The organism is Streptomyces sp. NPDC018026 (assembly GCF_044327745.1).
Lineage (GTDB): Bacteria > Actinomycetota > Actinomycetes > Streptomycetales > Streptomycetaceae > Streptomyces > Streptomyces rubrogriseus.
The window spans coordinates 622,429-639,290 of the sequence record NZ_JBIRFY010000003.1; the positions used below are offsets into that span (position 1 = coordinate 622,429).

The window sequence follows — 16,862 nt, forward strand, 5'->3', positions numbered from 1 at the left end:
GGGGACCCGCACACCACCGCATCGCCCGCGGGCGAGCCAGCGCACGGCGGCACCCCCGACCGAGGTCACTCGGGTGGCGTGTTGGCGGGGTCGCGCAGCTTCCTGTCGGCCTCGGTGCGCGACGCGTCCGTGCGCAGATCCGTGAGCGTGTCCGTCAGCGGCCCCCCGTCGCTGTGGCCGTCCATCTCCTGCCGCCACAAGCGGTGTTCCCGGTTGGCCCAGGTCCGCGAGACCGTCCCCCGCCACATGCCCTCCCGGGCCCCGGGGTCACCGGCCGCCTTCCAGATGTGACCGGCCAGCACCACCACGATCGTCAGGGCGAGCCAGTCGTGCACGAAGGTCGCGCCCATGCGGACGGACAGGGAGGCCAGTTCGGGGAACCAGAGCAGCAGCCCCGTCCCCACCATGACCAGGCCCGCGCCCGCCGTCCAGGAGGCGTACAGCTTCTGGCCGGCGTTGAACTTGCCGGAGGGAATGTTCGAGGTTCCGCTGCGACGGACCGCCGCCCGCAGCCAGCGTCGGTCGTGCGGCGCGAAACGGCCGAGCCGCCGCAGGTCCGAGCGCAGTGCTCGGGACACCATGCCCACCAGCACCGGTACGGGAAGCGCGATTCCGGACCACTCGTGCACGACGGTCACCAGCGGCCGGCGGCCGACGAGCTGGGAGAGGGGCGCGACGTACAGGCACGCGGCCGTGAAGACGCACACCCCGGCCAGGAGCGCGGTGGCGTGATGGGCCCAGCGCGCCGAGGCGGTGAACCGCGGCAGCCGGCCGTCCCGCGACAGGGCCGAACCTTCGGCGGAGTCAGACCGTGGGGGCATCGTGACGTCCGTTCGAGCGTCCCACCCATGCGTCCACGTCGTAGCCACGGCGTTCCCAGTAGCCGGGGATCACCTCGTCGGTGACGTTGATGCCGGACAGCCACTTCGCGGACTTGTAGAAGTACATCGGGGCCACGTAGAGCCGGACCGGGCCGCCGTGGGCGTGGGTGACCGGCTCGTCCTCCATGCTGGTGGCCACCAGCACTTCGGGATGCCGGGCCTGCTCGAGGGTGAGGCTCTCGGTGTAGGCGCCGTCGAAACAGCTGAACCGGATGGCCTTGGCCCCGGGCGACACGCCCACGGCGTCCAGGAGCGTGGACAGGCGCACTCCGGCGAACGGCGTCTTCGGCACCCGCCAGCCGGTCACGCACTGCACGTCCCGAACCAGCCGGGTCTGGGGCAGCGCGGCCAAATCGGACAGCCGGAAGGTCGTTTCCTTGTCCACCATGCCGCCGATCCGGAGACGGTAGGTCGTCTCGTCCATCTCGGGGGTGTCGGACGTGACCGTGTAGTACCGGAAACGGTTCCCCGGCAACAGGTTCGACAGGCCCGTCGGATCCTTCTGCGCCACGGTGTCGATGCCCTTGGCGACCACGTTCTGGATCGGACCCCCGGCCGCGACGCCAAGGGCGCCCAGCCCGAGCATGCCCAGCACGACGCGCCGGCCCACCGGGGCGCCACCGTGGTCGGCCTCGGGGCCCGCGAGTGGGGACGGCACGTTGGAAGGAGAGTTGTTCATGCCTGGTATACGCACGGGCGCGGCACGGTGTTGAATCGCAGCCGCCCCACGGTGCCGGGACAGCCAGGCCCCCCGCCCGCAAGGCGACGTGCCCGAGGCGTCAGTGACTGTCAGTCACCCAGGATGTCGGTCACCTTGAGGTGCTCCACATCGACCTCGGCGACGGTGAGGTCGTCGTTGAGCACCCACGCCGTCTTTGAGTCGGCGCTGAAGCCGATCGCCTGGCGGGGGCCCTTCAGGGCGCCCTTCGGGCCGCTCTTGACGGTGCCGATCACCGAGTTGTCCGCCGTGTTCACGGCGGTCAGGGTGTTGCTCTTCATGTCACCGGAGAGCAGGACCGAGCCGTCCGGGGAGAGCGCGGCGCCGTAGGGCTTCTCACCCACGGGGACCGTAGTGATCGTCTCGCCGGAAGCGGTGTCGACGACGGAGATCTCGGCGGTCTCACTGTTGGCCGCGTACAGGCGGTCGCCGGCGCGGTTGACCGACACCGCGCGCAGACCGTGGAACCCGCCGATCTGCCGCATCGTGCGATCCTTGCTCGTGAGGTCGACGACCGAGACCTCGCCCTTGCCGTAGTTGGTGACGTACAGGGTCTCGCCCGAGTACGAGAGTGCGGTCCCCTGCCGCGGCTCGTGGAAGCCGGTGATGACGTCCGTCGGCCTGTTGCGGGCGAGGTCGACGACCGTGACGGTGTCGGCCGCCGCGTTGTTGGCGTACAGCCACTTGCCGTCCCTGCTCTGCGCGGTGCCGAACACACCGGCCCCGAGGGGGAAACGCCGGGTGACACGGAAGCCGAACACGGAGATGCGGTCCACGACACCGCGCGCGCTGTCGGACACGGTGAAGCTCCTGCTGTCCGGGGCGAACAGGATGTTGCGGGGGCTGACGTACCCCTTGATCTCGGCGATCTTCCGACCGCTGCGCACGTCGATGACGACGAGGTGGTCGGAGTAGGAGTTCGTCGCTACAGCGAGCCTCTCGTCGGGGCTGACCGCGAGGGTGTTGTTGGTGGCGTCGACGGTGGGGTCCCGGTCCTCGGGCTCCGCGGGGTTCTCGACCTCGACCTCGCTGGTGTAGGCGCCGAAGTCCACCACGGTGGTGGTGAACCCCTTCGACGACGACTTCTTCTCCGGCTTCTCCGGCTTCTCCGGGACGACCGCGCCGGCCGTGGTCACCGCCGCACCGGACAGGGCGAGAGCGGCGAGCGCGGTGGTGGCGATCATCGTCCGGTGCATGGTCCTGAGGCGTTTCACCTGGGCTGTCTCCTGGTCTGAATGTCCCCGTCGCGCATGACCGGTGTCCGGGCGCTTGTGGCGACGGAGTCTCCACGGGGAACCGGTTCGCGTGCTCTGTCGGCTCTGCAACCGTTGTCATGAGGGGTACGCCGTCGTGCCACGTTGTGTTGAAGGAGAAGTGGATCAATTCCCGAGGAAGTGTCGTCCCCCCGGGATGCCTTTCGCGATCAAGGCCCTGCTGGAGGACCAGGACATGGAAGCCCTCCACCCGGCCATGACCCCTGACGTAATCGACCACGCTCCCCCTGCTGCGGCAGCGTGGCACATGTCAACGAGATCCCGACGAGGGTTCCGGCACCCAAGGCGCGAGGAGCAACCATGCCCATCAAGTCCGCTGACGTCACCGTGAGTTCCGTCACCGACACCACCCGCCACGTCGTCCAGGAGTTCCTCGCCGCCCGGATGGCCGGGGACGTCGAGCGGCTCGTCGCGCTCTTCGCGGAGGACGTCGACTGGCTACTCGCCGAGAACCCCGCCGTCCCGTGGATCCGGCCGCGCTCCACCGGAGCCGAATGCGCCGCCCAGTTCACGGAGCTGGCCGAGCACACGGTGGCCGAGGATGCCCGGGCCTCCGTCGACACGTTCCTCGTTGACGGCACCGACGCCGTCCTGATGGGGTACCTCTCGGGGACCGTGCGCGCGACGGGGAAGTCCTTCGAGGGCCCGTTCGCGCTGCGCCTCACCGTCGAGGAGGGCCGAATTACCCGGCATCACCTCTACGAGAACAGCGTATCGATCGCCGAGGCGTGCACCCCTTCCTGAGTCCCGCCCCCGAGCGGGTGGCGTGGCGCGGTCGACAAGCCAACGCGCTTCCGGGCCGCCGGAGCGGCCGCGGGCCGGTGACGAGTACGACCGAGTACGACATCGACGAGATGTCCGGCCCCGGGAACTCGTGCCGGTCCCACGGCGACTACTGCACCGAAACCACTCGGTCCGAACCACTCGGTCCGAACCACTCGGTCCGAACCACTCGGGCCCATGAACGACTCGGCCCATGAGTGAGCACGGTGCGCACCACTAGGAGTTCCATGTCGATCAAACGGCCGGCCGCCGCCACCCTGGCCACGGCGGCCCTCTGTCTGCTCACGGCGGCCTGCGGCTCCTCCTCCGGCACGGCGAACGACACCACAGGCAAGGCCGCCGGACAGACAACCGGCTACCCGGTCACGCTCGAGAACTGCGGTCGGAAGCTGACGTTCGAGCAGGCTCCCGAGCGGGTCGTCGTGATGAACGGCGCGTCCGTCGCCGAGGTCTCCACAATGCTCGCCCTCGGCCTCGAGGACAGGATCGTCGCGAACCAGCAGGGCTACGGCAGGTCCGAGGTACCCGGGCGGGCCGACGCGATCAAGAAGCTGCCCACCGGCGGCGTCACGCTCAACGGAGCCGGTGACATCCCCCGCGAGGCCATGCTCGGACTGCGCCCCGACCTCGTCCTGTCCGTCACCTCGTACGGCTACGAGCAGAAGAACGGCTTCGCCACCCGCGAGCAGCTCCAGCAGGTGGGCGCCAACAGCTACATCTCCCCGCAGGGCTGCGAGGACGACCCCTCGAAGATGACCGTCGCCGACAGCTACCAACTGCTGCGCGACATGGGCAGGATCTTCCACGTCGAGGACCGGGCCGAGAAGCTGATCGCCGAGTCCGAGAAGAACATCGCGGACGTCACCGGGAAGGCCGGGACGGACAAGCGCCCGAAGGTCATGGTGCTCTTCGCCGGCCCGACGGGCGAAACCGACTTCAGCCTGGTCCTCGCCCAGGGCATCGTCAACGACATCCTCGCCGAGGCCGGCGCAGCCAACGCCTTCGAAGAGTCCGCCGAGACGCTCTTCGCCAACGTGAGCAAGGAGAAGGCGGCCACCACCGACGTCGACGCCCTCGTAGTGATCGACGCCAGTGGCACCGACGCGGCGGCATACGCCAAGAAACTGCTCAAGGAGTTCCCCCAGTGGCCGGCCGCCAAGACCCGCACGTACGTGACACTGTCCGACTCGATGTACCTCGGCCCCAGCAACGACCTGGCCGTGAAGAAGATCGCCGAGGTACTGCACCCGGACGCCGGCTGAGCCGGCTCACACTTCCCCTGGCGTTCGTCCTCCTGCCCCTCGCCCTGGTCGCCACCATGATCGTGTCGATCGGTGTCGGAGCGGTCAACGTGCCCGTCGGCGACGTGTGGCACATCGTCGTCCACCACGTCACCGGATCCGGTACGGCACCTCCCGATCCCGCCCTCGACCAGATCGTGTGGAACTTCCGCGCTCCCCGCGTGGTTCTGGCGGCGCTGGCCGGCGCGGGCCTGGCCGTGTCCGGTGCCGTACTGCAGAGCGCCGTCGCCAACCCCCTGGCCGACCCCACCGTGCTGGGCTTCTCCTACGGCGCCACACTCGGCGCCGTCCTGGCCATCACCCTGGGCGGTTCGGTGGCGGCCGCCGGTCTCGGCGTCTCGACGGCGGCCTTCCTGGGGGCGATGGTGGCGGGAGCCCTGGTCTTCGCCCTGGGACAGCGACGCGGACGCATGGCCCCGACCCGACTCGTGCTGGCCGGGGTGGCCGTCGGTTACGTCTTCCTTTCGGCGACGAGTTTCGTCCAGCTCCAAGCCTCCCCGGACGAACTGCGCACGGTGCTGTTCTGGACGCTGGGCAGCGTCGCGGGCGCCCAGTGGGACCAGCTCCCCACGGTCGCCGTCGTGGTGATGGCCACGACCGTCCTGCTGACCCTGTTCGGCCGCCGGCTCAACGTCCTGCTGGCCGGCGACGAGTCCGCCACCGCGCTCGGCGTCGACGTCCACCGGCTGCGCCTCGTACTGCTGGTGCTCAGCGCCCTGCTGACCGGCACGGTCATCGCGGTCGCCGGCGGCATCGGCTTCGTCGGCCTGATGATCCCGCACCTGGTCCGGTTGAGCACCGGCGCCGACCACCGCCGCCTGCTGCCCCTGACCGCCCTGCTCGGCGCGGTCCACCTGGTCCTCGTCGACCTTCTCTCCCGCACCCTCGACCGCCCCAACGAGCTGCCCCTGGGCGTCCTCACCGCACTCCTCGGCGCACCCTTCTTCCTCTGGCTGCTGCGCCGCAACAAGGCCATGGACTGACGCATGCACCTCACCGTCGAACGGCTCCACATCACTCTGGACGGCAACCCGATCCTGCGTGACGTGAACCTGAAAGCCCGCACGGGCGACATCGTGGGGCTCGTCGGGCCCAACGGCAGCGGCAAGTCGACCCTGCTGCGCACCGTCTACCGCTCGCTGCGCCCGGCGGGCGGCGCCGTCCGGGTCGGCGACGACGACGTGTGGACGCTGTCCGCCCGCGCCGCCGCCCGTCGCACCGCGGCGGTGCTCCAGGACTCCGGCGGCAACACCACCGGCCTGACCGTCACCGAGATCGTCGCCCTGGGGCGCGCTCCGCACCACGGCCTGCTCGGACGCGACGGAGCCGAGGACCACCGGGCCGTCGAGGAGGCCATCGACCACTGCGGCGTACGGCCCTACGCCGAACGCGACTACGCCTCCCTGTCCGGCGGGGAACGCCAACGCGTCCTGCTGGCGCGGGCACTGGCGCAGGCCCCGCGCCTGCTGGTGCTCGACGAACTCACCAACCACCTCGACATCCGGGCCCGCTTCGAGCTGCTGGCACTGGTCCGCGCCACCGGGATCACCACCCTGGCCGTACTGCACGACCTCGACCTCGCCGCCCGGCTCTGCGACCACCTCGTGGTCCTGCACGAGGGTGCGGTGGTGACCGCGGGCACGGTCCTGGAGGTGCTGACGTCGCAGGTCCTCGCGGAGGTCTTCGGCGTACGGGCGAGCACCCACCGGCACGACGACGGCGTCATCCGCATCACCTACGCCGCCCAGCCCCTCGCCGGTGCCGACGTGCCGTCCCCGCGCGGGTGACCCGCACGTCAGCGGGGAACTCCACCCGGGTGCCCGGCTCCCACCGGTGGGTGCCAGGATGAGTTGTCATGGCTGCCGACGGGGCGTTGCGCGCGTTGCGGGCCGCGGTGTTCGCGGCTGTCTGCGTGGTGCTCGCCGCCCTCGGCCACGTGTTGATGTCCGGCTCCGGACTGCCTTGGTGGGTGCTGCTGTCCGGCCTCTCGGCGGTCGGCGCGGTGGGCTGGTTCTTCGGCGGCCGCGAACGGCGGGGCGCCGCGGTGGCCGCCCTGACCGTGACCGTGCAGGCGGCCCTGCACGTCTGCTTCACTCTCGCGCAGTCCCCGCCCAGGCCGTCCACGGTGGCGGCCGGTGGTACTCAGAGCGTCCAGGAGTGGGCGCGGTACCTGCTGTGCGGCGCCGACCCGACCCCGGCCCAGGCGGCCCGCGCATACGGCATCGCGCAGCGGGCCGGTCTGACCGAGCACCTGCACCACGGGCCCGGTCACACCACTGGAGCCATGTCCCAGCCGGGCACCTCGGACATGTCGGGGCCGGCCGGCCTGCTCCACCTGGGGCACATGACCGGCACCGCGTCCTGGGGCATGCCGGCTGCCCACCTAGTGGCCGCCGTCCTGTGCGGACTGTGGCTGGCACAGGGGGAACGCGCGGCCTTCGCCCTCGTACGCGCCTGTGCCGACCGCGCCTTCGTGCCACTGCGGCTGGTGCTCGTCGTCCTCGTGCCACCGGCGGGCCCGCCCGCCTTCCGGCCCGCCCGGCGGCGGACCCGTTCGCGGCTGCGGCGGCTGCTGCTCGTGCACACCCTCGCCACCCGCGGCCCTCCCCGGGAAACCGCTGTCGTCTGACAGCCGGTTCACCGCCGCGCGTTCGATGCGCTCGGCGGTCCCCGTGCGCGCGTGCGCGAACGGGTCTCCCACCTGTGCGGCGGGCCACGGCCCCCGGGCCCCTCCTCGGCACCGCCGTACGGGATCCTGCCGAGGAAGGACCACGGGACCATGATCCCTGCCCTGCCCGCCGTGACCGACGAGACGGTCACGGCATGGGCGCTCGCCGCCGCCGGCGGCGACAGCGAAGCGGTCGACCGCTTCGTGCGCGCCCTCCAACGTGACGTACTGCGCTATGTGGCGTACCTCGCCGACGACGCCCAGGCCGCCGACGACCTCGCCCAGGACACGTTCCTGCGGGCACTGACGGCGCTGCACCGGTTCGAGGGCCGTTCCTCGGCCCGTGTGTGGCTGCTGTCGATCGCCCGCCGGGCGGTCGCGGACAGCCTCAGAGGAGCCGCCCGCCGGCCGAGGACGGACGGCAGCGCCGACTGGGAGGCCGCGGTCGAGCACGCCCAGCCGGCCGGTCTGCCGGGCTTCGACGACGGGGTCGCCCTGATGCACCTGGTCGAAGCCCTGCCCCGGGACCGGCGTGAGGCATTCCTGCTCACGCAGGTGTACGGCCTGCCGTACGCGGACGCCGCGCAGGTGGCCCGGTGCCCGGTCGGCACCATCCGCTCCCGCGTCGCACGGGCCCGGCTGAACCTGGCCGAGATGATGGCCGAGGAGCCCGACACCACGCTCCGGTACGCACCGGCCGTGGCCTGACATACCGTCATGGTCCGTGCCCGCAGCACCGTCGGGTCACGCGAGCACGGACCGCGGTCGGCCTCCCCGCCCCCTCCGGCCCTCTCACCGCGACGCGGACGCCGCACAACGCACCGCCGGGTCAGGTGATCGGTGTGGAGACGGTGCCGATGCCGTCGACGGTCACCTCGACCCGGTCTCCCGCCGTCAGGTACCAGCTCGGGGTCCGGGCCCGGCCCACTCCGCCGGGGGTGCCGGTGAGGATCAGGTCGCCGGGGTGGAGCGGGATCATGGTCGACACGTACGCGACCAGGTACTCCGGGCTGAACAACAGGTCCGCGACCGGGTGTTCCTGGACCGGGACGCCGTTGACGGTGGTGCGCAGTGTCGCGCGCGCCGGGTCGAACGCGTCGGGGGTGACCAGCACGGGCCCCACGGGCGTGGTACGGGCCCAGATCTTGCCCTGGAGCCACTCGGTGGTGCGGTTCTGCCATCCGCGCATCGAGATGTCGTTGGCCACCGTGAATCCGGCGATGTGCCGCCCCGCCTCCTCCTCCCGCACCCGGTACGCGGTGCGCCCCACGACGACGGCCAGCTCTCCCTCCCAGTCCATCTCCGGGTCCTCCGGCACGGTCGCCACCGGATCGGCGGGGCCGGTCAGGGTGTCGGCGAACTTCGCGAAGAGCGTGGGGTGGGCCGGCAGCTCGCGGCCCATCTCCTTGATGTGTGCCTTGTAGTTGAGTCCCGCGCACACCACGTGGGAGGGATGTGGAACCAGTGTGTGCAGCTCGGTCTCGTCCCGGCGGTGCTGTTGGCCGCCGGTGGCCGTCCGTGCGACCTCCCGCCAGTCCTCGTCGGCCAGCAGGGAGCCGACGTCGGCGTGGCCGGGTATCTCCGTGAACACCTCACCGTCGAGTCGGGCGGCGCTCGTTCCCGTGCGCGTGCGGATCGTGGCCAGTCTCATCCGTGTCCCCTTCCTTCAGGCGCCGACGGCGGTGGTCTCGGGGACGACGAGGTCGAAGAATCCCCAGTGCGAACCTGCGGGCAGGGTGCCCGACAGCATGCGGCCGCACTTCTGCGTCACGATGTGCGAGGAGCCCCGGTGCTGGCTTCCGGCGTGGCTGTCCCGGAAGAAGCGCTGCAGGACACCGTCCCGCATGACCTGCGCGCCCGCGAAGCGGTGCACGAGCTGGCTGATCTCCAGTGCGGTCCGGGTGGCGAGGCTGCAGGCGAGCCGCGACATGGTCTCCTGCTCGTCGTTCAGCTGCGCGCCGGCCGCGAGGGCGGCCTCGTTGTCGCGCCAGGTGTCCCGCAGCAGCGCCTGGGTGCCCCGCACGTGCGAGTAGTGGCGGGCGAACTCGGCGAAGAACTCGTCGCTGGTGACCGGGGACCCCTCGGCGGGGTCCTTGCGCCGGGTCAGCTCGCGCAGTTCGTCGAGCATGCGCCGGCCGACGCCCTGGGACCAGGCCGCCTGGTGCAGCCCGGCCATCAGGGCGGGGCTCGGCCCGTTCGCGGCGCGGCCGCGCGGCGAACGCGGGCCCACGGCGAACACGTACGCGTCGTCGACCAGCAGCTCCTCGGCCCGGTAGTCGAGGCTGGAGGTCGCGCGCAGGCCGAGCATGTCCCAGTTGTCGCTGATACGCAGGGCCGGCCGGGGCACCAGGCAGACCAGCCGTTGTCCCGTTCCCTCGACGGTCACGGCGAGGTTGAGGTGGGTGGCCATGGACACCCCAGGGGCGAACTGCCAGGTGCCGTTCACCCGGTAGCCGCTCCCGACGCGCACCGCACGGCCGGTGAAAGCGGTGGACTGGCCCGCTACCAGAGGGAAGGTGCCCTCGGCGAAGAGAGCGGCCACGGCCTCGTCACCCAGGTAGGTGGCGGCGGTCGCCGTCTCGCTCGCCACGGCGCGAACGAGCCAGCCGAGCGAGGCGTCGGCGTGGGACAGCTTCTCCATGACCCGCATGATCTGGAGCGGGGTCGCCTCCATGCCGCCGAGTGCGGCCGGCGCCATCAGACCGAAGACGCCGCTCGCGCGCAGCGCCTCCTGCACGGCCGGTGTCGGACGCCGCAGGCGCTCGCTGTCCGCGGCCTCGCGCTGGAGCAGCGGGTAGATGTCGTCGAGGACCGTCAGCAACTCGCTGACGCCATCGTCGTGTTCCGCGCGGACCGTCACGGCCGCCTCCCCTCGGGGTCGTCGGATTCCTGGGCCAGCGCACTCCACTGGCCCCGGTAGAAGAGCAGCGGGCTGGTGTCGTCCCGCTGGCCGTGGGACACGACCCGGCCCAGGACCAGGACGTGGTCCCCGCCGTCGTACCCGGCCCACGGCGTGCACTGGAAGTACGCGGGTGAGCCGCCGATCCTCGGTGCGGCCCCGTCCTCGACCCAGGCGACGGGCCGCGACTGCGGCTTGCCCGCGAAGTGCAGGGCGGTGTCGAGCTGGTCGTCCCCCAGGACGTTGACCGCGAAGGGGCGTTCCAGCAGGTACGTGAGCGATCGTGAGGTCCGCTGCATGGAGACCAGCACCAGGGGCGGGTCGAGCGAGACGGAGGTGAAGGAGTTCACGGTGATGCCGTAGTACTCGCCGCCGGACTCGTAGGTGAGGACGACGACGCCCGTGGCGAAGTTGCCGAGGGCGTTGCGCAGTTGACGGGGATCGGCGAGCGACGGTGACGAGGCCGCGTGGTCCGACCCGGGGGTGCCGGCGTCGGCCGCTTTCTCGTAGATCTCGGAGTCCCACATGATGTCGGTCATCTCGACCTCCTTGACTCATGGGTCCGGCCGGTGCGGGGCCGGGGGGAAGTGACGGGCTCGGGTGGACCGGCGGGTGCGGGCGTCCCCGCGCACCCGCCGGCCGGCTTCAGACGGCTTCCTCCGCGGCTTCCTGGTCGGAGACGAAGGTGGTGCCGGTGCCCTCGGGCAGCAGGCGCCGCAGCACCGGGTAGAGGACGAGCGTCAGCGCGAAGGAGACCAGGAACCCGAGGGAGAACACGTCGGTGGCCATCAGGGCGATGCCGACGGCGGCGGACAGCACCAGGGTGATCACTCCGGCCCAGTTCCACCGCTCCACCCGGTGTGTGCTCCGGTCGTAACGGGCGCGTCGTACGAGGTAGTAGTCCGCGATCATCACGCCGCAGATGCCGAGTGTCATGGAACCGAGGTAGGCCAGGTAGTCGGTGAACTTCTCCAGGATTCCAGCGGCGATCATCACCAGGGCGACGATGTTGCCGGCCACCACCATGACCGCGCGCCCGGGTTTGCGGCCGGTGAGCGAGTCGACGAGGTTCACCAGGGAGAGCGAGCCGGAGTAGGCGTTGATGGCCTGCGCCTTGGCCTGGGCGGCGTAGATGGTGATGAACCCCGCCCAGCCCGCGAAGACGACGAAGAAGGCACCCGTGTTCTGCATGACGTAGGTGCTGCCCGCCGCGGCGGCGGCCTCGGGCCCCAGGTCCGTGTTGTGGGCCATGAGGTAGTCGACGACCTCGGGCATGCCGCCGATCACGACGAGCGACCCGAGGACGGTCATCAGGACGTTCTGGGTGAGGGGGCCGGCCGCGGCGAGGATCGTGACGTCGCGGCGCGTGCGGCAGTAGCGGGCGAAGTCCGTCGTGACCAGTGCGATCGTGCCGGCGGTCGCGCCCATGACACCCACGGCGGCCTCGAAGCGCGGCCACACGCCGCCGGGCACCACGCCGCCGTAGCGGAACACCTCCGTCGGGTCGGCGCCCTGGATGACGTAGATGTGCACGATCATGTAGACCGTGACGAGCAGGGTGACGGCCGTCAGCACACCGGACGCGCGCAGGGCGAACTTCAGGCCGAAGACGGCGAGCGTGATCCACGCCAGCGTCATCAGGCCGTAGACGAGGATGCGGATCGGCCAGGAGTCGGGCAGGTCGAACATGAGCAGGGTGCCCTGGTAGAGCAGGGCGGCCTCCACGGCGAGGAAGCCGAGGATCATGAACGCGAAGACGATCGAACCGAGCGCCGACCCCACGAAGCCGAACCCGAAGAACCGGGAGGTGAGCGTGGAGGACATGCCGGTCTCGAACGCCATCCGGCCGAGGGACCGGCCGAGGAAGAGCGCGAAGGCGGCGACGAGCACGCCGACGGTGAGGCCGACGGCGAAGCCGGCCAGGACGACGGTGAAGCCGGCGATGGCGAACACGACGAGCGCGGTCGCGACGCTGACCGGACTGAGGGCGAGTTGGTAGCCGCTCTTCCGGTCCGCCGCGGGGACGCTGACCAGAGCGTGATCCTCCGCCGCTGCCGCCAGGGCCGACTCGGTGGATCTGGGAATTCCGGTGTGTGAGGACACAGTTCCTACCCCTCCAAGAAAGTGACCACGCGCGGTCAGTCCGCGCTGCAGCCCGCGACGGCGACGGCTTCGATCTCCAGGAGGATCCCGGGCTTGGCGAGTGCCGACACCTCGACCAGGGAGCAGGCCGGGAAGTCGCCGGTGAAGAACTCCCGGCGGGCCTTCCAGACCTCGGCGTTGTCCTTCATGTCGGTGACGAAGATCGTCATCTTGACGATGTCGTCCATGGCCGCTCCGGCCGCCTCGACCAGGTCCTTGATCTTCTGGAAGACGGTCCTGGCCTGGGTGTAGGCGGTGTCGCCCACGAGGGTCTCCCCGTCGCGGCCGCGCGCCGTCATGCCGGAGATCATGATCAGGTCGTCCACCCGCAGGCAGTTCGACCACATGCCGTCCGCGGGCTCGCGCACCGCGTCGGAGCAGAAACGTTCCTTCTTCATGGTGGTGATCCTCAGGGTTCTCGCGATGGCGATGGCGATGGCGGTGGCGGTGGCGGTGGTGCTCAGAGGTCGATCCGGTTGTCCCAGGCGGAGGTGCCGCCCCAGTTCACGCAGACGCTCTGGCGCCGCATGAAGCCCTTCCAGGCGTCCGAGCCGGCCGTCCGGCCGCCGCCGGTCTCCTTCTCGCCGCCGAAGGCCGAACCGACGTCGGCGCCGGTGGTGCCCATGTTGATGCGGACGATCCCGCAGTCGCTGCCCCGGGCGGACAGGAACGTCTCGATGTGGGTGAGGTTGGTGCTGTGCATGCCCGAGGCCAGGCCCTGGGCCACACCGTTGTGGATCTCGATGGCCTCGTCGAGGTCCCGGTAGGTGAGGACCGAGACGATCGGCGCGAAGGTCTCCGACCGGGCGATGGCGAAGTGCGGACGCACCCCGGTGACGATGGCCGGCTCGACGTACAGGCCGGGGCGGTCGATCACCTGGCCGCCGTACGCCACCGTGGCGCCCTCGCGCTCGGCGCCGGCGAGGACGTCCTGGTAGTCCCGCACCGCGCGCCGGTCGATCAGGGGGCCGACGACGGTGTCCCGCTCGCGCGGGTCACCGATGGTGATCTGGTCGAAGGCCTTCTTCATCAGCTCGACCAGCTCGCCGGCGATGCTCTCGTGGGCGATCACGCGGCGGGTGCTGGTGCAGCGCTGCCCGGTCGTGCCGACCACGCCGAACGTGAGGGCCTTGGCGGCGAGTTCCAGGTCGGCACTCTCGTCGACGATGCAGCCGTTGTTGCCCGAGCACTCCAGCTGGTACCTGCGGCCGAGGGTCGATCCGACCGTGTCGGCGACCTTGCGGCCCACGCCGGTGGAGCCGGTGAACGAGATCATCGCGACCCGGGTGTCCGCGACGAGCCGCTCGGCGACGGCGTCGTCCTCGGGGAGGAAGAGCGAGAAGACGCCCTCGCAGCCCAGCTCCGCCGCCGCCCGGTTGACCAGCTTCTGCACGGCGATCGCGGTCAGCGGCACCTTCGGGCTCGGCTTCCAGATCACCGTGTTGCCGGCGATCGCGGACAGGAAGCCGTTCTGCGCCCAGACCGCGGCCGGGAAGTTGTACGCGCTGATCAGGCCGACGACTCCCAGCGGCAGCCACTGGTCGTACATGCGGTGCTCGGCACGCTGGGACTGCTGGGTGAAGCCGTACAGCATCCGTGCCTGGCCGGCCGCCAGGGTGGACATGTCGACGGCCTCGCGCAGTTCGCCCTTGGCCTCCATCGTCGACTTGCCGGTGTCGAGCGACACGATCGCGGCGAGGCTGTCGAGGTGCTGCTCGATCAACTGCCCGATGCGGCGCACGAATTCACCGCGCCGGGGCGGCGGCACCATGCGCCACTTCTGCTGGGTCTCGACCGCGGCGCTCACCAGGGCCTCGTAGTCCCGGGCGTCCGAGGCCGCGATCCGGCCGACGGTCTCGCCGTCGGCCGGGCACTGCGCCTCGATGACCGGCCGGTCCTCGACGGGCCCCCAGCCGAGCGAGTCGGCGTAGGTCCCGGAGTGCACGTGGTCCAGGCCGAACTCGGCCAGCACCTTCCCGGTGTCGAACACGGTGCTGTTCGTCTCGCTCATCATCGCCTCATCAACGTCGCGGTTTCGAAGGGGAGTCGGGTACGGGCCGGCGGTTCAGTCCTTGGCAAGGAAGTCGCCGATCGTCTCGTCGGTGTGGTACTCGGGCTTCTCGTAGTAGTGCGGGCCGTCGTAGATCTCGATCAGCCGGCTGCGCTCGTGCGCCAGGGTCGGGCCGTGCGGGTGGTCCTTGGGGTTCATGTAGAAGGAGCCGGGGCGCAGCCTGAGGCCCGAGTCGGTGTACTCGTAGTCGCCGTCGAGGCAGTACATGAACTGGTTCGAGGCATGCGTGTGCCTGGTGGGGATGGTGCCGCCCTTGTCGTAGTCGAGCAGGGCGATGCTGGCGCCGGTCTCGGCGTTCTTGAACAGGAAGTACTGGCGGAAGCCGTAGTCGGGGTAGTCGATCCAGTTGTCCTCGTCGAGGTCCGCCGCGTGGATCAGGACCTCCAGGGACTTCATGGTCTCGGCGTTGATGTCCACTTCTTCACTCCAAACCGGGGCGGCCCGCTGCCACCCACGTGTCGTATTCCTGACGGCTTTCGGACGTGCCGGGGAAGAGCCCGAAGAGGGACCGTCCCCGTTCGATCTGCAGGGCGGCGAACTCCTCGTAGGCGGCGGCGTCGGCGCCCTCGGCGGCCACCTCCGCCACCAGGTGGCGGGGGACGACCACGACGCCGTCGGTGTCGCCCAGCAGGACGTCGCCCGGGTAGACGGCGACGCCGCCGCAGCCGACGGGCTCGTCCAGGGCGACCGGGTGCAGGGCGACGGGGGTGGCCCTCGGGGCGTTGTCCCGGTGGAAGCAGGGCAGGCCGGTCCGGGCGACGGCGGCGGAGTCCCGGTAGCCGCCGTCGGTCACCGCGCCCGACACGCCGCGGCGCTTGAGGCGCGCCGCCATCATGTCGCCCATCGAGGCGGCGGCCGTGGAGCCGAGGGCGTCGATCACCAGCACCGCGCCGGGCGGGCACTCCTCGACCGCCCGCCGGTGCAGGTGGTCGCTGCTCGCGTAACCGGCGAGGGTGTCGAGGTCCTCCCGGGCCGGGATGAAGCGCAGGGTGTAGGCCGGGCCGACCATCGGCCGCTGCCCGGCGGTCAGGGGCCGTACGCCGGCCATGAGGACGTTGCGCAGGCCGCGCCGGAGCAGCATGTTGGCGACCGTGGCCGAGCCGGCGCGCGCCAGTTGGTCCCGTACCGTCCCGGTCAGCGCTTCGGCCGGGTCCGGGTGCGCGGTGCCGGTCACCGGAAGAACTCCAGGGGCGGGCGGTTGCCCCACTGGGTGGTCTCGGAGGCGGTGCCGTTGAACCGGGTCGGGCGGTGGCTCGCGTCCACGACGTCGCCGTCGGTGTAGTGCTCGATGCGGAAGCCGAAGGGGTCCTTCCAGTAGTCGAAGATCTGGCTGCCGAGGAGGTGGCGGCCGACTCCGACGTCGAGGCTGAATCCCTCCTGGACGAGGTAGTCGTGCGACGACATCACCGCGTCCATGTCGGTCACCTCGAAGGCACTGTGGTGGACACCCACCCAGTCCGACTCCAGCAGCAGCATGAAGTGGTGGTCGACGAGCTGCTCGCCGAGGTCCAGCCGGACGAACGTGCCCACGATCGGGCCGTCCTCGCCGGGCGGCACGAAGTGGTCGGAGGGCAGGAAGTTGAACCGTTCGTTCAGCCAGGCCATGGACGCGTCGTGGTCCTTGACGTGGAGCACGAAGTGGCCGAGGCGCGCGATGGTGCAGGGGGCGACGGACTGCCGGACGGAGGTGTGCAGGCGGTTCTTGTCGCGGATGTTGTTCATGGCGAACGGAGCGCGCTCGGGGAGGGGTTCCGCCTTCGCCCGGCCGCAGACCGCGCGGATCTCGATGCCGTCGGGCATGGTCATCACGACTTCGTGACCGCCGCCGGGCTCGGTGGATGCGCGGACCGGGGAGGACCCGGGCAGGGCGGCGAGTTCGGCCAGGTCGTCGTGGCCGGCGACCTCGATGGAGGCGCCGACGAAACGCTGTTTCGGGGCCTTGCGGGTGACATGGATGTGGTGCTGGGTGCCGGTGCCCCGCATGTACAGGGTCCGGTCGTCGCTGCCCTCGACCCTGGTCATGCCGAAGGCGGTCAGGAACTGCTCCATCAGGGCGAGGTCGGGTGCCTCGTAGGTGACTTGGGCGGCGTCGATTGCCGTGGCCACGGTGCCTCCTGTGGTGGGT

18 protein-coding genes are annotated in these 16,862 nt (G+C 70.8%); 6 read left to right on the plus strand and 12 right to left on the minus strand.

The window, feature by feature from the left end; translation table 11 throughout:
- Positions 1 to 65: 65 nt before the first annotated feature.
- The 3 genes from ACH4D3_RS12995 to ACH4D3_RS13005 all read right to left on the minus strand — a co-directional run bounded on the left by ACH4D3_RS12995 (position 66) and on the right by ACH4D3_RS13005 (position 2,813).
- A complete protein-coding gene (locus ACH4D3_RS12995; protein ID WP_398320569.1) occupies positions 66 to 821 on the minus strand; it encodes a cytochrome b/b6 domain-containing protein in 756 nt (251 codons plus the stop codon).
- On the minus strand, positions 805 to 1,560 hold the full coding sequence (locus ACH4D3_RS13000; protein ID WP_398320572.1) for a molybdopterin-dependent oxidoreductase: 756 nt from the start codon (positions 1,558 to 1,560) through the stop codon (positions 805 to 807). The genes ACH4D3_RS12995 and ACH4D3_RS13000 overlap by 17 nt, the downstream gene beginning before the upstream one ends.
- Before the next feature lie 110 nt (positions 1,561 to 1,670).
- On the minus strand, positions 1,671 to 2,813 hold the full coding sequence (locus ACH4D3_RS13005; protein ID WP_398320575.1) for a YncE family protein: 1,143 nt from the start codon (positions 2,811 to 2,813) through the stop codon (positions 1,671 to 1,673).
- Positions 2,814 to 3,173: 360 nt separating this feature from the next.
- Between ACH4D3_RS13005 and ACH4D3_RS13010 the strand changes: the two genes are divergently transcribed.
- From ACH4D3_RS13010 to ACH4D3_RS13035, 6 genes are all read left to right on the plus strand, one after another.
- On the plus strand, positions 3,174 to 3,617 hold the full coding sequence (locus ACH4D3_RS13010; protein WP_398320578.1) for a nuclear transport factor 2 family protein: 444 nt from the start codon (positions 3,174 to 3,176) through the stop codon (positions 3,615 to 3,617).
- A 266-nt stretch (positions 3,618 to 3,883) separates the two neighbouring features.
- Positions 3,884 to 4,918, plus strand: a complete 1,035-nt coding sequence (locus ACH4D3_RS13015; RefSeq protein ID WP_398320581.1) for an ABC transporter substrate-binding protein — start codon at positions 3,884 to 3,886, stop codon at positions 4,916 to 4,918.
- Positions 4,919 to 4,974: 56 nt separating this feature from the next.
- Positions 4,975 to 5,940 (plus strand): FecCD family ABC transporter permease, encoded by a 966-nt coding sequence (locus ACH4D3_RS13020; RefSeq protein WP_398320584.1) that lies wholly within the window; start codon positions 4,975 to 4,977, stop codon positions 5,938 to 5,940.
- A 3-nt stretch (positions 5,941 to 5,943) separates the two neighbouring features.
- Positions 5,944 to 6,744: an ABC transporter ATP-binding protein gene (locus ACH4D3_RS13025; protein ID WP_398320587.1), complete on the plus strand. Its 801-nt coding sequence runs from the start codon at positions 5,944 to 5,946 to the stop codon at positions 6,742 to 6,744.
- Positions 6,745 to 6,812: 68 nt separating this feature from the next.
- Complete coding sequence (locus tag ACH4D3_RS13030; protein WP_398320590.1) at positions 6,813 to 7,586, plus strand: hypothetical protein; 774 nt, start codon at positions 6,813 to 6,815, stop codon at positions 7,584 to 7,586.
- 150 nt (positions 7,587 to 7,736) lie between these two features.
- Positions 7,737 to 8,333: a sigma-70 family RNA polymerase sigma factor gene (locus ACH4D3_RS13035; RefSeq protein WP_398320593.1), complete on the plus strand. Its 597-nt coding sequence runs from the start codon at positions 7,737 to 7,739 to the stop codon at positions 8,331 to 8,333.
- Positions 8,334 to 8,454: 121 nt separating this feature from the next.
- Here the strand turns inward: ACH4D3_RS13035 and ACH4D3_RS13040 are convergent, their stop codons facing one another.
- The 9 genes from ACH4D3_RS13040 to ACH4D3_RS13080 form a co-directional block, all read right to left on the minus strand.
- On the minus strand, positions 8,455 to 9,276 hold the full coding sequence (locus tag ACH4D3_RS13040) for a fumarylacetoacetate hydrolase family protein (protein ID WP_398320596.1): 822 nt from the start codon (positions 9,274 to 9,276) through the stop codon (positions 8,455 to 8,457).
- A 15-nt stretch (positions 9,277 to 9,291) separates the two neighbouring features.
- The gene (locus tag ACH4D3_RS13045) at positions 9,292 to 10,485 is read right to left on the minus strand and encodes an acyl-CoA dehydrogenase family protein (protein WP_398320599.1); all 1,194 of its coding nucleotides are present in this window, start codon (positions 10,483 to 10,485) and stop codon (positions 9,292 to 9,294) included.
- Entirely contained in the window at positions 10,482 to 11,063 is a 582-nt protein-coding gene (locus ACH4D3_RS13050) for a flavin reductase family protein (RefSeq protein ID WP_398320602.1), read from the minus strand. Before ACH4D3_RS13050 ends, ACH4D3_RS13045 begins: the two co-directional genes overlap by 4 nt.
- Positions 11,064 to 11,169: 106 nt before the next feature.
- Complete coding sequence (locus tag ACH4D3_RS13055; protein WP_398320605.1) at positions 11,170 to 12,627, minus strand: purine-cytosine permease family protein; 1,458 nt, start codon at positions 12,625 to 12,627, stop codon at positions 11,170 to 11,172.
- Between the two features lie 35 nt (positions 12,628 to 12,662).
- The gene (locus ACH4D3_RS13060; RefSeq protein WP_398320608.1) at positions 12,663 to 13,064 is read right to left on the minus strand and encodes a RidA family protein; all 402 of its coding nucleotides are present in this window, start codon (positions 13,062 to 13,064) and stop codon (positions 12,663 to 12,665) included.
- Between the two features lie 62 nt (positions 13,065 to 13,126).
- Entirely contained in the window at positions 13,127 to 14,677 is a 1,551-nt protein-coding gene (locus tag ACH4D3_RS13065) for an aldehyde dehydrogenase family protein (protein ID WP_398320611.1), read from the minus strand.
- 54 nt (positions 14,678 to 14,731) lie between these two features.
- A complete protein-coding gene (locus tag ACH4D3_RS13070) occupies positions 14,732 to 15,154 on the minus strand; it encodes a cupin domain-containing protein (RefSeq protein ID WP_398320614.1) in 423 nt (140 codons plus the stop codon).
- A gap of 4 nt (positions 15,155 to 15,158) precedes the next feature.
- Positions 15,159 to 15,911, minus strand: coding sequence for a dimethylmenaquinone methyltransferase (locus tag ACH4D3_RS13075; protein WP_398320617.1), 753 nt, complete (start codon positions 15,909 to 15,911; stop codon positions 15,159 to 15,161).
- Positions 15,908 to 16,843, minus strand: a complete 936-nt coding sequence (locus ACH4D3_RS13080) for a VOC family protein (protein WP_398320620.1) — start codon at positions 16,841 to 16,843, stop codon at positions 15,908 to 15,910. The genes ACH4D3_RS13075 and ACH4D3_RS13080 overlap by 4 nt, the downstream gene beginning before the upstream one ends.
- Positions 16,844 to 16,862 lie beyond the last annotated feature (19 nt).

Coding starts and splice junctions, on each gene's coding strand:
- ACH4D3_RS12995 (WP_398320569.1), bottom strand. CDS start 821: ATGCCCCCACGGTCTGACTCCGCCGAAGGTTCGGCCCTGTCGCGGGAC.
- ACH4D3_RS13000 (WP_398320572.1), bottom strand. CDS start 1,560: ATGAACAACTCTCCTTCCAACGTGCCGTCCCCACTCGCGGGCCCCGAG.
- ACH4D3_RS13010 (WP_398320578.1), top strand. CDS start 3,174: ATGCCCATCAAGTCCGCTGACGTCACCGTGAGTTCCGTCACCGACACC.
- ACH4D3_RS13015 (WP_398320581.1), top strand. CDS start 3,884: ATGTCGATCAAACGGCCGGCCGCCGCCACCCTGGCCACGGCGGCCCTC.
- ACH4D3_RS13020 (WP_398320584.1), top strand. CDS start 4,975: ATGATCGTGTCGATCGGTGTCGGAGCGGTCAACGTGCCCGTCGGCGAC.
- ACH4D3_RS13025 (WP_398320587.1), top strand. CDS start 5,944: ATGCACCTCACCGTCGAACGGCTCCACATCACTCTGGACGGCAACCCG.
- ACH4D3_RS13030 (WP_398320590.1), top strand. CDS start 6,813: ATGGCTGCCGACGGGGCGTTGCGCGCGTTGCGGGCCGCGGTGTTCGCG.
- ACH4D3_RS13035 (WP_398320593.1), top strand. CDS start 7,737: ATGATCCCTGCCCTGCCCGCCGTGACCGACGAGACGGTCACGGCATGG.
- ACH4D3_RS13040 (WP_398320596.1), bottom strand. CDS start 9,276: ATGAGACTGGCCACGATCCGCACGCGCACGGGAACGAGCGCCGCCCGA.
- ACH4D3_RS13050 (WP_398320602.1), bottom strand. CDS start 11,063: ATGACCGACATCATGTGGGACTCCGAGATCTACGAGAAAGCGGCCGAC.
- ACH4D3_RS13060 (WP_398320608.1), bottom strand. CDS start 13,064: ATGAAGAAGGAACGTTTCTGCTCCGACGCGGTGCGCGAGCCCGCGGAC.
- ACH4D3_RS13065 (WP_398320611.1), bottom strand. CDS start 14,677: ATGAGCGAGACGAACAGCACCGTGTTCGACACCGGGAAGGTGCTGGCC.